We start from the raw sequence: 13,772 nt of genomic DNA, 5'->3' as shown, positions 1-13,772 counted from the left end.
CGGTGGGAGCGGGCTCGCCTCAGGCGGTGCGCGTCACGGTGAAGTGCGCCCCGTCGGGGTCCGAGAGGACCGCCTCGGTGGACCCGGTGCCGCCCTGCCGCGCGGATCCGCCGTGGGCGCGGGCGGCTCGGGCGCAGGCCTCCACGTCGTCGACCGCGAAATGGATCTGCCAGTGGGGCCGCAGGGTGGGCTCGGGGGCGGCCCCGAGGGCGCCGGAGTGGATCCGGGCGACCACGTCGCCGCGGCTGCGCAGCACGACCTCGTTCTCCTCGTAGTCGACGTCGCAGCAGCCGGCGCGGTCGGAGGCCCAGTCGAGGACCTCGCCGTAGAAGATCGCCGCGTCGAAGGCGTCCCGCGTGTGCAGCCGCACGAAGGTGGGAGCCACCCGGCGCCAGTCCTCCCAGCCGGTGACGAGCTTGCCCTCCCAGATCCCGAAGACCGCTCCGTCGCGGTCGGCCAGCAGGGCCGCCCGCCCCGGAGGGAGGGCGATCGGCCCCACTGCCGTGGTACCGCCGCGTTCCTGACTGCGCGACACGGCCTCGTCCGCGCTCGGCACGGCGAAGTACGGCGTCCAGGCGGCGGCGATCTGCCACATGGACGCCACCGCGGCCACTCCCGCCACCGGGACTCCGTTCACATGCGCGACCTTGAACTGGTCGCCCAGCTTGACCGGACGCCACTCCCAGCCCAGCACCGCCGCGTAGAAGTCCTGGGTGGCCCGCAGGTCGCGTGCGGTCAGGCTGACCCAGCACGGGGCCCCGAAGACCGACTGGCTGGAGTAGACCTGGCTGCGAAGCGTTCTGTCGCTGTTCATGGTCGTCGCACTGCCGTTCTGTTCTTGTGGCCGGCCCCTGAGGTCAGAGCCGGGTGCCGAAGCGCTCCCACACACGATGCTGGCCGAGCAGGCCGGTGACCTGTTCCAACACGCCCGTGCCGGTGTCGGCGGTCACCACGCCCGGAGCGTCCACCGGGATGCCCGCGGCCGTCAGGACGGCGTCCGCGCCGGCCCAGCCGCCGATGGCCTTGCCGTGCCGGAAGGCCTCCGCCAGCATCAGCGTCACCCGCGGGTCCGCGGTCGCGCCGACGGCGCCGTCGCCCGCCTTCGCGTCGCGCGCCCCGAAGGCGTCCTTGGCGGGACCCGGAACGCCTGCCAGGAGCAGCGCGTCGCACTCCACGGACCGGGCCGTGGCGAACGAGCGCTGCACCGTGAGCGGCTCGCCCTCCGCGTCCAGCTTCCCGCCGGCCGGGGCGATGACCAGCGGCACCATGCCCGCCTCCAGGACGGCCTTCTGCACGGCGCGCACACCGTCCAGGTCGCCCTGCTCGTCCGTCACGATGCCGATGATCCGCCCGTCCAGCGGCCAGACCTTGCCCAGCTGGGAGAGGGCCGGGCTCGGTTCGGGCGTCAGCAGGGGCTCCGTGGCCTCCGGGGCCGGCAGCCCGAGCCCGGCGGCGACCTGCCCGCACAGCTCGGGGTCGATGTTGGCGAGCACCTGGAGCGCCCGCTCCTTGATCGCCTGCTCGTAGCACTTGCCCAGCTCGAACGTGTACGCGCCGACGATGTGCTCGCGCTCCGTCGGGGTCATGCTGAGCCAGAACAGGCGGGCCTGGCTGAAGTGGTCCGAGAACGACGCGGGCGCCTGCCGGACCTTGCGGGCCGCGGGCACCTCGACGGGGGTCTCGATGTACGCGCCGGTGTCCGCGCCGGCCAGGAACGGGCAGCCGCCGTCGAGGGAGTTGGGCTTGTAGGGGGCCACTCCGGTGTGCACCGCCGTCTGGTGCATGCCGTCGCGCAGCATGTCGTTGACGGGGGCGTGGGTGCGGTTGACCGGGAGCTGGCCGAAGTTCGGGCCGCCCAGTCGGCTGATCTGCGTGTCCAGGTAGGAGAAGAGCCGTCCGGCCAGCAGCGGGTCGTCGGTGACGTCGATGCCCGGGACGAGGTGCCCCGGGTGGAAGGCCACCTGCTCGGTCTCCGCGAAGTAGTTGGACGGGTTGGCGTTCAGCGTCAGCATGCCGATCGGCTGCACCGGCGCGAGCTCTTCGGGCACGATGTTGGTCGGGTCGAGCAGGTCGATGCCCTCGAAGGTCTGGTCCGGGGTGTCCGGGAACGCCTGGATGCCCAGCTCCCACTGCGGGTACGCGCCGGCCTCGATCGCGTCGGCCAGGTCCCGGCGGTGGAAGTCCGGGTCCATGCCGTTGATGAGCTGGGCCTCTTCCCACACCAGCGAGTGGACGCCGAGTTTGGGCTTCCAGTGGAACTTCACCAGGGTGGTCGCGCCCTCGGCGTTCACCAGCCGGAAGGTGTGGACGCCGAAGCCCTCCATCATGCGGTACGACCGCGGCAGGCCCCGGTCGGACATGTTCCACAGGGTGTGGTGGGTGGCCTCGGTGTGCAGGGTGACGAAGTCCCAGAAGGTGTCGTGCGCGCTCTGGGCCTGGGGGATCTCCCGGTCGGGATGCGGCTTCCCGGCGTGGATGACGTCCGGGAACTTGATGGCGTCCTGGATGAAGAAGACCGGGATGTTGTTGCCGACCAGGTCGAAGGTGCCCTCGCTGGTGTAGAACTTCGTCGCGAAGCCCCGGGTGTCACGCACGGTGTCCGACGAGCCGCGGGACCCGAGCACGGTGGAGAACCGTACGAACACCGGCGTCTCGGCGTCCTTCGCGAGGAAGGCCGCCTTGGTGACGTTGGCGGCGGTCCCGTAGCCCTGGAAGACGCCATGGGCGGCCGCGCCGCGGGCGTGCACCACGCGCTCCGGGATGCGCTCGTGGTCGAAGTGGGTGATCTTCTCGCGCAGATGGTGGTCCTGGAGGAGGACGGGCCCGCGGGCACCGGCCTTCAGGGAGTGGTCCGTGTCGTGGAGACGGGCCCCCTGGGCCGTGGTCAGGTAGGCGCTCCCCTGAGCCATGTCGGCCGGGGCGGCGCCGGTCGGCAGACCGGTGGGACTGACGGTCTCGGGGGAACCCTGATCGGCCTTGGGCGGGAGCGGCTCACGCGGCTCGGTGGGCTCGGCGACCGCCGGGGGCTGCACGGCCGGCCTGCCCGGCACGGAGTCCGGCGCGCCGGCCTCACGGATCGCGTCGACGACCTGCTCGGCCTTGGCCTTCAGGGGGTTCTTCTCGCTCATCACACTTCCAAGGGGGTCGGAGATCTCGCCTGGGTACCCGGGCCCCGCTCGTCGAACCGCCCGTCGGCGCAGGTTCACCGATGGTCGAGCCGCTGCCGGCGGGGCGGAGGGCGGACCGCACGGAACAGGGACGGTGCGCACCACCCCGGCGGGAACTCCAGCGGTGGCGGGTGCGCGAGGTGAGCGATGCCGACACCACGACTCCGCCGGTCCTGGCGGCCGAGTACCCGGTGGGCCCGGGCCAAACGGGTCACGGCCCCGGGCCGTCCCGCCCGCGGTCCGCCGCCGCGGGGTTTCGCTGCGGCGAGGAGGGGGACCCGGCCGGACAGACAGGTACGAGCGTGGAGCAGAGGCAGTCCCGCGCGCGCGGGGCCCGGAGGCAGAAGGAAGTTGGAGTGCCGTGACCGCGGACGTCCGTAATGACAGCAGCACGCGCCGGCCCGAGACGGGCTGGGCCGAGGCACGACGCAAGCGCGGGAGCGCCATACGCACCTGTGTGGCCGCCCGGGCCGAGAGAGACGGCCGGCAGACGCAGGCGGCACCCGACTGGAACATCGTCAGGGGCGAGGACTGACCGGCGTCGCGTGCCGGCGAAGGACCCGCGAGGGAAGCAGGGGAAGAACCAGGGGCCGGAGAGGAGTGTCTCTCCGGCCCCTGTGCCGCGCCCGTCGGTCCGAGGGGCGCCGGGGCGGTGTGGGGGAGTGGCACAGGGGAACCCGGACGGCCGCTCCGACGGAGACCGAGGCTCTCGGACACTCCGGTGAACGGAGGCACCGTCGCCAGAGCCGCGGCGGTCCGGGCTCTCACGAGAGGACTCACGACGTGACGGACTCACCCGGTAAGAAGATCGTCGTCACCGGAGCCACCGGTAACGTCGGCACCAGCGTGGTGCGCCTGCTGAGCGAGGATCCGGCGGTCGCATCCGTCGTGGGTCTGGCGCGCCGGACCCCGCACTGGTCGCCGCCCCGCACCACATGGAAGGCGGTGGACCTGGAGAAGGACACCGGCCTGGTCGAGCTGCTCCGCGGCGCGGACGCCGTCGTCCACCTCGCCTGGAAGTTCCAGCCCGCCCGGGACCCCGCGGTCACCTGGCGCACCAACGTCCTGGGCAGCGTGCGCGTCTTCGAGGCCGTCGCGCAGGCGGGCGTCCCCACGCTGATCCACGCCTCGTCCGTCGGTGCCTACTCGCCCGGCCCGGACGACCGCGCCGTAGACGAGTCCTGGCCCACCCACGGCTGGCCCGGGGCCGCGTACACCCGGGAGAAGGCCTATCTGGAGCGCGTCCTCGACACCTTCGAACGCGAACATCCCGGCACTCGCGTCGTACGCATGCGGCCGGCGTTCCTGTTCAAGCGGGAGTCGGCCAGCGAACAGCGGCGCATCTTCGGCGGCCGCCTCCTGCCGGGACCGCTGCTCAGGCCCGAGGCGCTGCCGGTCGTCCCGGACATCCCCGGCCTGCGTTTCCAGGCCCTGCACACGGACGACGCCGCCGACGCCTACCGCCTCGCGGTGCTGCGCGAGGTGCGGGGAGCCTTCAACATCGCCGCCGATCCGCCGCTCGACGCCGGTGTCCTCGGTGAGCTGTTCCACGCCAGGCCTGTGCGCGTGCCGAGCCCGGTGGCCCGCTCCGGACTCGCGGCCGCCTGGGCGCTGCACCTCCTGCCGGCGTCGCCGCAGCTGTTCGACGCCGTCCTGCGGCTGCCCCTGATGGACTGCACGCGCGCCCGCACCGAGCTGGGCTGGCAGCCCCGGCGCACAGCCGTCGAGGCCCTGGAGGAACTGCTGGAAGGAATGCGCCGAGGTTCGGGAGCGGGCACCGCACCGCTGCGGGGCCGTGCCGTGGGCTGAGGTGTGGGGCACGGGCTCATGGGCACTCTCGACCAGGCGCGGGCGCCACGCTTCCCAACGAGCGAGCGCGCCGCGCTTCCCCCCACGAGCGAGAAGAAAGGCACCACCCATGAACGACCACGGGCAGCAGAACCCCGTAGACAAGCACCCGCAGCCCGACTTCCCGCAGCAGGAGCAGCAGCACCCCGGCTGGACCGGGCCCATGGACCCCCCGCCGGACCACGGGGAGGAGTCCTACCGGGGCAGCGGCCTGCTGACGGACCGCAAGGCCCTCCTGACCGGCGGCGACTCCGGCATCGGGCGGGCGGTGGCACTCGCCTACGCCCGGGAGGGCGCGGACGTCCTGTTCACCTACCTGCCCGAGGAGGCCGAGGACGCCCGCGAGACCGCCCGTCTGGTGGAGGACGCCGGGCGCAAGGCGGTCGCGGTGCCCTGCGACATCCGCGAGGAGGAGCAGTGCCGCCGGCTGGTCGAGCGCGCCGTCGCGGAGTTCGGCCGCATCGACATCCTGGTCAACAACGCCGCGTACCAGATGTCCCAGCCGGACGGGATCTCCGCCATCTCGACCGAGCAGTTCGACCGGGTGGTGCGCACCAACCTGTACGGCATGTTCTGGCTGTCCAAGATGGCCCTGCCGCACATGCCCGCGGGCGGCTCGATCATCAACTCGACGTCCGTGCAGGCCTACAAGCCGAGTCCGCACCTCCTCGACTACGCCATGACCAAGGGGGCGATCGTCACGTTCACCCAGGGACTGGCGCAGATGGTCGCCGGTGACGGCATCCGCGTGAACGCGGTGGCACCGGGACCCGTCTGGACGCCGCTGATCCCCGCGACGATGCCCGACACGGCCGAGTTCGGGAAGCAGTCCCCCATGGGCCGGCCCGCGCAGCCCGCCGAGATGGCCCCCGCGTACGTCTTCCTGGCCTCGCAGCACGCGAGTTTCATCACCGCGGAGATCATGAACGCCACCGGCGGGACGCCCCTGCCGTAACCGTGCGACGACTCGACGGCGTACGCGGAACGCCCGCCTACGACATGGACGACGACAGGAGGACGGTGGAACAGCGGGCCACGGATCGGGCGACGGGCAGGGAACGCCACGTCGTACTGCACACCCTGGGCTGGGAGCTGGCGGAGATCCGGCGCTCCGTGTGGCGGGCCTTCACGGTGGCGGGCTCGGAACGCAACACCGCGGTGCAGTCCCTCAAGGCGGCGGGGGCGGCGCTGCTGGCGTGGGCGGTGGCCGGGTGGTGGTGGGAAGCGCCCATGGCGCTGCTGGCGCCCTGGACGGCGCTGTTCCTCATGCACCACACCGTCTACCGCTCCCTGCTGTCCGCACTCCAGCAGTTCGCCGTGGTGCTGGTCGGCACGCTGCTGGCCGCCGGAGCGGGAGCGCTGACGCACAACGAGATGGCCGCGATGGCGCTCGCGCTGCCGATCACCGTCCTCCTCGGCAACTACGCCCGCTTCGGCTCCAACGGCCTCTACGCGCCGACCGCCGCGCTGTTCGTCCTCGTCTACGGCTCCTACACCGGCGCGGACATCCTGCACCGGCTCCTGGAGACGCTGCTCGGCGCGGTCATCGGCATCGGCGTCAACGCGCTGATCCTCCCGCCGGTGCATGTGCGCCGGGTGACCCAGCTGCGCGAGGAACTCCCGCGGTCCTGCGGCGAACTGCTGCACCAAATCGCCGACGGACTGCCGGCGGACCACGGCCAGGAGCAGGCGCGCCGGTGGTACGAGAGCGCCCAGCGGCTCACGGACGTGGTGACGGACCTGCGCGAGGCACGCCGGTGGGCGGACGAGAGCTACCGGGTCAACCCCGCCCGGCGGCTGCGCCGCATACCGCCCGAACCGCCGGCCGCCTGGGACTTCGTGTGGGACCAGGTCACCGAACACATCATGCGGACCACGCGCGCGCTGACCGAGGCCGCCCCGCGCCCCCCGCTCCCGGCGGACGCGCAGGACGCCCTTGCGGAACTGCTGCGGGCGGCGGGCGACGTGTGCCTGCTCGACGGCCACCTCCAGGAGGACGGACGCCGCGACGAGGACCGGACACGTGAGTGCCGGCGGGCGCTGGCCAGGGCCTCCGCCGCCCACCGTCGTCTCACCACCGCCTGCGCGCACGGGCAGCGGGTGCTCGCCCCCGCGACCGGCGGTGTCCTGGCCGACACACGGCGGCTCCTGTCGGCTCTCGTGCGCATCGCAGACCCCGACGCGGCCTTCGAGGCGCAGGGCGACCGGCAGGCACGTACGGAGCAGCCCGCGGGGCGCTGAGCCATCCGGGCACCGACGTGCTTCGGTCGCGACGGCCGGGGAACCCGGGGCCCATGAACACGCACGCGGACCAGCAGAAGTCGTACTGGATCGATTCGGCTCCCGCGGGAGACCTGCCGCCTCTGGACGCGGACATCACGGTCGACGTCGCCGTGATCGGCGCGGGGATCGCCGGGCTCAGCACGGCCTGGGAACTGGCGCGCCGGGGGTGCAGCGTGGCGGTGCTGGAGGCCGACCGGATCGCCGCGGGCGTCACCGGTCACACCACGGCCAAGCTCAGCGCGCTGCACACCATGATCTACGCACGGCTGCGGCACACCCGGGGGCCCGAGGGCGCCAAGCTGTACGCCCGCTCCCAGACGGAGGCCATCCGGCACGCGGCGGCGGTCGTGGACGAACTGGGCATCGACTGCGACTGGGAGGACACGGCCGCCTACACCTTCGCGCAGGACTCCTCGGGCGTCGGCGATCTGAAGGCGGAGGCCGAGGCCGCCCGCGAGGCCGGACTCCCGGCCGAGTACGTGACCGAGACGGGCCTGCCCTTCCCCGTCGCGGGCGCCGTCCGGGTCACGGAGCAGGCCCAGTTCCATCCGCGCAAGTACCTCCTCGCGCTCGCCGACGACCTGCGCAGGCAGGGCGCGGTGATCCACGAGAGGACCAGGGTCGTCGGACTCAAGGAGGGCGAGCCCTGCCGCCTCACCACCGAGAACGGGCCGACGGTGACGGCGACGGACGTCGTGGTCGCCACGCACTACCCGGTCTTCGACCGGGCGCTCCTGTTCACCCGGCTGTCCCCGCGCCGTGAACTCGTCCTGGCCGCGCCCATCCCGGCCGGCCTCGATCCGCACGGCATGTTCATCACCCAGGAGCAGAGCACCCGCTCGCTGCGCACGGCACCCTACGAGGACGGCCGGCGGCTGCTGATCGTCACCGGGGAGCACTTCACGCCCGGTACCGCTGACGTCGAGGAGCGGTTCGGGCGGCTCGCCCACTGGGCCACCGGGCACTTCGGGGAGCTCGCCTTCACGCACCGCTGGGCCACGCAGGACAACGACTCCAGTGACTCCGTGCCGCTGGTCGGACCGCTGCACGCGGGCACCCGTCACGCGTACGTGGCCACCGGCTTCGGCGGCTGGGGTCTCAGCGGCGGCATCATGGCGGGGCAGCTCCTGTCGACGCTGATCAGCGGAGAGAAGTCGCCGTGGAGCGATCTGTACGACCCGCGGCGGGTGCTCTCGGCCGTGCGGGAGGCGCCGGCCTTCCTGAAGAACCAGGCGAAGGTGGCGCGCCACTTCGTCGGCGACCGGCTGTCGCCGCCCGGACCCGAGCACTCCGTGGACGACATCGCTCCGGGGGACGGAGCGGTGGTACGCGTCGGGGGACAGCGGTGCGCGGTCTTCCGCGACGACGCCGGGGAGGTGCACGCCGTCTCCGCGCGCTGTACGCACATGGGGTGCCTGGTCGCCTTCAACCGGGCGGAGCGCGCCTGGGAGTGCCCCTGCCACGGCTCTCGCTTCGGCACGGACGGCGAGATCGTCCAGGGCCCCGCCACCAAGCCGCTGGAGCGGCGCGACATCTGAGGACGGGCCGCCCCGCGGGGCCGAAGAGGCAGAGGTCAGCGGGGGTGGCCGAGGGGCGCAGGATGGATTACTTGCCTTCTGCGGGGTACCCGGCAGCCATGAAAGCGACGGGATACGAACTGGCTGTTTTCAAGGACGCGGCATTCGGCGTGATGGGGGCCTTCGTGGGCGGTCTCCTCGTCGTCGCTGCCCTGATCTGGGCCGTACGGCTCGGCATCAAGGTGCGGCGCCGGGAGCCGGAGCCCCCGAAGCCCCATGAGCAGCCCAGGCTGCCGGAGACCGGCGCCGTCCACGAGACCCGGGAGACGCCGGAGCCGAACGAGGTCCCCCGGGCCACGGACGGGGGCGAGCGGCTCAACCCGCAGCAGGTCCGCCAGTCCGGCAGCACGACCGACGGCGAGAACCAGCCGCGGCCCCGGTGGGACTCCGGCTCCGGTGGTTTCGGCAGCGGCGGTCCGGGCCGCACCTGACGGCTCTCGTCGCCGAACGCGGGCGAGGAGGGGGCCTCGCACGGCACGGGGTTCGGAAGGGCAGCCCCGTTGGGCTCTCCGCCGCCGACGGCGCGGAGAGCCTCAAGCCTTTTCAGGGGCGTTGCGGGTGCTGCCCGCCCGGCGTGTCACGGAACGGCCGCACCCACCCCGTCGGGCGCTGCGGCGGCTGGGCGCGCGGTCCTGACACCGGGGTCCGGGATGCTCAGGACGTGACGTGCGCCAGCACCTCGCGCATCGCGCGGTGCACGGCCTCGCGGGACTCGTCGGTCGGGTCGAGGGTCTCGAAGCCGTGGTGGCCGTGCGGCACGTCGACGACATCGACGGCCAGCCCGCAGTCCTCGGCCGCGGCCAGGAACTCCTCGACGGTGGCGGCGATCTCGGGAACCTCGAGACCCGCCCGGGTCAGCACCACGGGCAGGGCGCCGGCGTGGGCCACCGCGTCCGCCGGACGGAACCGGCCGCCGGACATCCCCCAGTTCGGCAGCGGCGCCATGATCGGGTACGTGGCCGCCAGGCAGCGCAGCCACGCCGGTGGCGCCCCCAGCCAGTCCGCCGTGATCGGGCCGCTGCCCGAGAAGAACCACAGCGCGACCCGGTCCGCGTCCACCCGCGGATCCGACCGGACCCGTTCCACCGCGGCGGCCACGTCCGCCGCGGCCCGCCCGTAGTCCTCCACCCCGTGCAGCCGGTGATCGAGGGTCACACCCACCACCCCCTGCCCGGCGGCATACCTGGCATAGCCCACCAGGGCCGGCCAGTCCCGGGGCGTCGGCCGGGCCTCGGCGGGCACCGGGCCGCCGTGCACGAACACCACCGCGGGCCGCGGACCCTCGGCGTCGGGCAGGTACAGGTCGATGTTCCCGGCCCGCTCGCGGGGGAGTTCGGGCACGTCCAGCAGGAACGGCCGCAGATGCGCGGGCGCTTCGGCGGCGCCGGACGCCTTCAGCCGGTGCCCCTCACCGGCCGCGGCCCGCAGCAGGACCGCGGCCAGCTCGGCGGGACAGGAGAGCATCGGCCAGTGCCCGGTGGGGAGTTCGAAGAAGGTGACCCCGGGGCCGGTGAGGGCTTGCAGCGCGGGATCGCCGAAGTCCACCTGCATCTGGACCAGTTCGATGCTCCCGCCGTTGCCGGTGCACAGCACCCCCGTACTGGGCACGGCGTCCACCGCACCGGTCAGCCGCAGGGGCTGGAGCAGCGTGCCGAGCGGCTGCGGAGCGGCGAGGGCGGTGAGCCGGTCCAGCGCCGCGTCGGGTAGGCCCGCGGTGCTGCCCCAGCGCGGCCACTCGTCGCGGGCAGGCGGCGCCAGCTCGCCGGTGACGCCCGCGGTCCCACCTGCGCCCGCACCGACCCCGCCCGTGCCCGCACCGGCCCCGGCGTCCACCGTGCCCGCGCCCGCGCCCGTGCCCGCCCCGGCACCCACCGTGCCCCCGCCCGTGCCCGCACCGGCCCCCGCCGCGCCCGCGGCGGCGCATTCGGCCAGCCGCTCGCGCAGTGCCTGGTCGGGTACCGCCGCGAGGGCCGGGACGCCGTCCTGCGGCATCCCCGCGTCCAGGTGGACGATCCGGGCGATGCGCTCGGCGCGCCGGTCGGCGGCGCCCCGCACCGGATGGATGCCGTAGTCGTGGCCGACCAGCACGATCTCCCGGCCGTCCGCCGCATCGACCGAGTCGATCACCGCGAGCACATCCGCGACATGCGTGTCCAGGTCGACGACCGGAGTCGCCGCGGCGCGGGGGCGGCCCGGTCCGGTGAGGGCGACGGCATGCACCTCGGCGCCCGCGGCGGTCAGTCGCGCGGCCGTCTCCTCCCACACGTGTGCGCCGGTGAACACGCCCGGCACCAGGATGAACACAGTCATTACCTTCTCCTCGACACGTCGTCCTCCGCGGACGTCCCGATCACCCGTCCGCGCTCGCCGGTACGGTAGGAACTCCCCCTGAGGGAGGTTCAAGTGTTCACGTCCCACGACGGTCTGTGCAGCATCGGAGAGCTCGCCGAAGCGGCGGGCGTCACCGTCAAGACCGTCCGCTTCTACTCGGAACGCGGCCTGCTGCCCGAGGCGTCCCGCAGCGCCGGCGGTCACCGTCGGTACGGCCCGGGCGCGCTGGAGCGGCTGCGCCTGATCCGCTCCCTGCGCGCCTTCGACCTGCCGCTGCCCGAGGTGCGGCGCGTCCTCGACGAGGACGAGGGCTGCGGGCCGGGCGGGGTCCTGGAGGACGCCGTCGCCGGGCAGCTCCGCGAACTCGGCTCCCGTCTCCGGGAGTTGCGCTGGCGGGAGGCCGCTCTGCGGCTGGTGCAGGAGTGCCCGCCCGGCGAGCGGGCCGACCGGCTGCTCCTGGTCGGCACCCTGACCGCCCCGCCGAGTACGGCCCCGCTCGCCCGGTTCTGGCGCGCCTGGCTGCCCGCGCGGATGCCGGCCCGGTCGACCGCCGCGTTCCTGGACGTGGCGGTGCCACAGCCGCCCGACGATCCGCGACCGGCGCAGGTCCTCGCCTTCGCCCGGCTGAACGCGCTCACGCTCGCGCCGTGCCCGGGCGCCGCCGGACAGCCCCAGCCCGAGGCGCACCGCACGGCGGGAGCCCGTGGGGCGGCGGTGCTGTACGCGGGTCTGGCCGAAGCGTACGAGCTGGCGGCCGTACACCTGCGACGGGACAGGGAACCGCACCGGGGCGAGGCACTGGACAGCTTCGTCCACGCGTACGCGAGCGCGTACGGCATCCGCGACACCCCGGACTTCCGCCGCCTGCTGGCACGTCAGCTCGCGGCCGACCCGCGGATCGACCGGTACTGGGAGCTGGTGGCCGAGGTCATCACCCCGCCGGGCGCCCGGGCGGAGCCCACCCCCGGGGCCGCGCACGACTGGCTGCACGCGGCGCTGAGCGCCCGCCCGACCATCCAGGCCGCCTGAGGGAGGCCCCCGGCGGCGCCGCGGTTCCTGTCCGGGCGGGGCGCGTCCGACGCCTGTTGCCGTTCGGTGACAAAGGGGACAGGTCCGTAGCAGTGACAGGGGGCAACGAACGGGGACTGTCGTGGGTCATAGGTGGCGTGACGGTCGGCCGGGGGCGTTCTCCGGCGTGGCCGACGCGCATCGGTACGACGAAGCATCAACAGGGGGAAACATGAACATCCGTACGCGCGGCACGCGGCTCGTCCTGGCGGCCGTGGCGGTCGGTGCGGCGGTGACGGCGACCGCCGTCCCGGCGAGCGCCGCCGGATCCGGCTCGCCCCGGTTCCTGGAACCGGCCGAGCTGCCCGCCCACCCGTCGTCCGCCTGGTACGCGGGCGAAGTGACCGCCGGTCAGCCGGACCCGCTGCCGATGTGTGTCGGGGAGGCCCTGCCGTCGATCTCCAGCCACCGCGCGTACTGGACCGACCTCGACACCAATGCGCTCCAGGTCACGGTCGAGGAGCGGAGCGTGCAGCGGGCCAAGGACTTCGCGGCACTGCTGCGCAAGGACCTCGCCGGCTGCGCGGCGAAGCTGATGGAGCAGGACCCGGAGGTGACCGCGACGCAGAAGTACTACGGCAAACTCGACGTGGAGGAGGGGGCCCACGTCTACGGCATCCACACCGAGACCTCCTGGGGCGCCTCCGACATCAGTCTGTTCTCGGTCGGCCGGGACGGCACCGCCGTGACGGTCGTGCGGTGGGGGCAGATGGGCACCTTCCAGCACGCCGAGGTCGCCGGCTTCAAGGCGACGACCGTCACCGCGGTCAACAAGCTCCACTGAGCCGGGGTACGGAGCCGGGCACGGTCGCCTCGGACGGCTTGCCGCCGAGGACACCCACCGTGCCCGGGTCCGTGACCCGGCAGGAATGCCCCGGCTGCGGCCGGGTAGGCGACGGTGGCTGCGCCCCGGGCCGATCTTGTCCCGGGTGGCCCGTCCGAACTACCTGGGAATCAGTCATGGAGACACCCTCGAACGACCACACCGCCCCCGCGCCCGACAACGCCGCGGTCCCCGCGCCCGCGACTCCGGCGCAGGAGGCGCTGGACACCCTCGCCCGCGACACGCAGGACGTGGTGGCGCTGGACACGCTGGCCGGGAGCGACATCCTCGTCCCCGTGCCCGACGACGCCGCCGAGGAGGACGCGGCCGACCCGTCGGCCGTGGCGTTGCCCGTACTGGAGCAGCCCGGCGGCGTGCAGGTCGTGCCGGTGTTCACCTCCGAGGTGGAGATGGCCGGGCTGCTGCCCTCCGTGTCGCGCTACCGTCTCGTGCCGCTCGGAGCGCTCGCCGCGCAGTGGCCCGCCGGCGATCTCTCGCTCACCATCGACCCCAGTTCACCGCGCGGTCTGACCCTCACGTCCGAGGGCGTCCGCACCCTCCTGGCCCGGCCGCGGGCGTAACAGCCGCGTGCCGTACGGGCCCGGTCGCCGTCGAGGAGGGGAGCGGCCGGGTCCGCAGGGCCGGGCTCCCCGCGATGGCCGGCCGGCGGCGCCG

The 13,772-nt window shown here is 73.7% G+C and carries 12 protein-coding genes; 9 read left to right on the top strand and 3 right to left on the bottom strand.

Translation table 11 applies throughout. From position 1 onward, the window contains the following. Window positions 1-19: 19 nt before the first annotated feature. Window positions 20-814, bottom strand: coding sequence for a VOC family protein (locus AC069T_RS02530; protein ID WP_478780940.1), 795 nt, complete (start codon window positions 812-814; stop codon window positions 20-22). Between the two features lie 43 nt (window positions 815-857). Beyond that, window positions 858-3,128 carry a catalase gene (locus AC069T_RS02525; protein ID WP_478780939.1) on the bottom strand — a complete coding sequence of 757 codons (2,271 nt, stop codon included), beginning with the start codon at window positions 3,126-3,128 and terminating at the stop codon, window positions 858-860. A 400-nt stretch (window positions 3,129-3,528) separates the two neighbouring features. Here AC069T_RS02525 and AC069T_RS02520 point away from each other — a divergent pair, with 400 nt between their 5' ends. From AC069T_RS02520 to AC069T_RS02495, 6 genes are all read left to right on the top strand, one after another. Next, window positions 3,529-3,702, top strand: a complete 174-nt coding sequence (locus tag AC069T_RS02520; RefSeq protein WP_478780938.1) for a hypothetical protein — start codon at window positions 3,529-3,531, stop codon at window positions 3,700-3,702. 248 nt (window positions 3,703-3,950) lie between these two features. Beyond that, window positions 3,951-4,976 (top strand): SDR family oxidoreductase, encoded by a 1,026-nt coding sequence (locus AC069T_RS02515; protein ID WP_478780937.1) that lies wholly within the window; start codon window positions 3,951-3,953, stop codon window positions 4,974-4,976. Window positions 4,977-5,085: 109 nt separating this feature from the next. Beyond that, the gene (locus AC069T_RS02510) at window positions 5,086-5,970 is read left to right on the top strand and encodes an SDR family oxidoreductase (protein WP_478780936.1); all 885 of its coding nucleotides are present in this window, start codon (window positions 5,086-5,088) and stop codon (window positions 5,968-5,970) included. Between the two features lie 2 nt (window positions 5,971-5,972). After that, a complete protein-coding gene (locus AC069T_RS02505) occupies window positions 5,973-7,256 on the top strand; it encodes an FUSC family protein (protein ID WP_478780935.1) in 1,284 nt (427 codons plus the stop codon). Window positions 7,257-7,309: 53 nt separating this feature from the next. Continuing rightward, window positions 7,310-8,836 (top strand): FAD-dependent oxidoreductase, encoded by a 1,527-nt coding sequence (locus tag AC069T_RS02500; protein ID WP_478780934.1) that lies wholly within the window; start codon window positions 7,310-7,312, stop codon window positions 8,834-8,836. 98 nt (window positions 8,837-8,934) lie between these two features. Beyond that, window positions 8,935-9,306: a DUF6479 family protein gene (locus AC069T_RS02495; protein WP_478780933.1), complete on the top strand. Its 372-nt coding sequence runs from the start codon at window positions 8,935-8,937 to the stop codon at window positions 9,304-9,306. Between the two features lie 223 nt (window positions 9,307-9,529). On the opposite strand, the gene AC069T_RS02490 is transcribed toward AC069T_RS02495, so the two are convergent. Beyond that, window positions 9,530-11,185, bottom strand: coding sequence for an alpha/beta hydrolase (locus AC069T_RS02490; RefSeq protein ID WP_478780932.1), 1,656 nt, complete (start codon window positions 11,183-11,185; stop codon window positions 9,530-9,532). A 93-nt stretch (window positions 11,186-11,278) separates the two neighbouring features. Between AC069T_RS02490 and AC069T_RS02485 the strand changes: the two genes are divergently transcribed. From AC069T_RS02485 to AC069T_RS02475, 3 genes are all read left to right on the top strand, one after another. Next, entirely contained in the window at window positions 11,279-12,235 is a 957-nt protein-coding gene (locus AC069T_RS02485; protein ID WP_478780931.1) for a MerR family transcriptional regulator, read from the top strand. Between the two features lie 211 nt (window positions 12,236-12,446). Continuing rightward, complete coding sequence (locus tag AC069T_RS02480; RefSeq protein ID WP_478780930.1) at window positions 12,447-13,058, top strand: hypothetical protein; 612 nt, start codon at window positions 12,447-12,449, stop codon at window positions 13,056-13,058. 176 nt (window positions 13,059-13,234) lie between these two features. Then, the gene (locus AC069T_RS02475; RefSeq protein ID WP_478780929.1) at window positions 13,235-13,678 is read left to right on the top strand and encodes an SseB family protein; all 444 of its coding nucleotides are present in this window, start codon (window positions 13,235-13,237) and stop codon (window positions 13,676-13,678) included. Window positions 13,679-13,772 lie beyond the last annotated feature (94 nt).

This window comes from Streptomyces sp. NPDC043867 (assembly GCF_056435845.1).
Note: the sequence above shows the minus strand (reverse complement) of the source record. Positions and strands in the feature narration are given on the sequence as shown.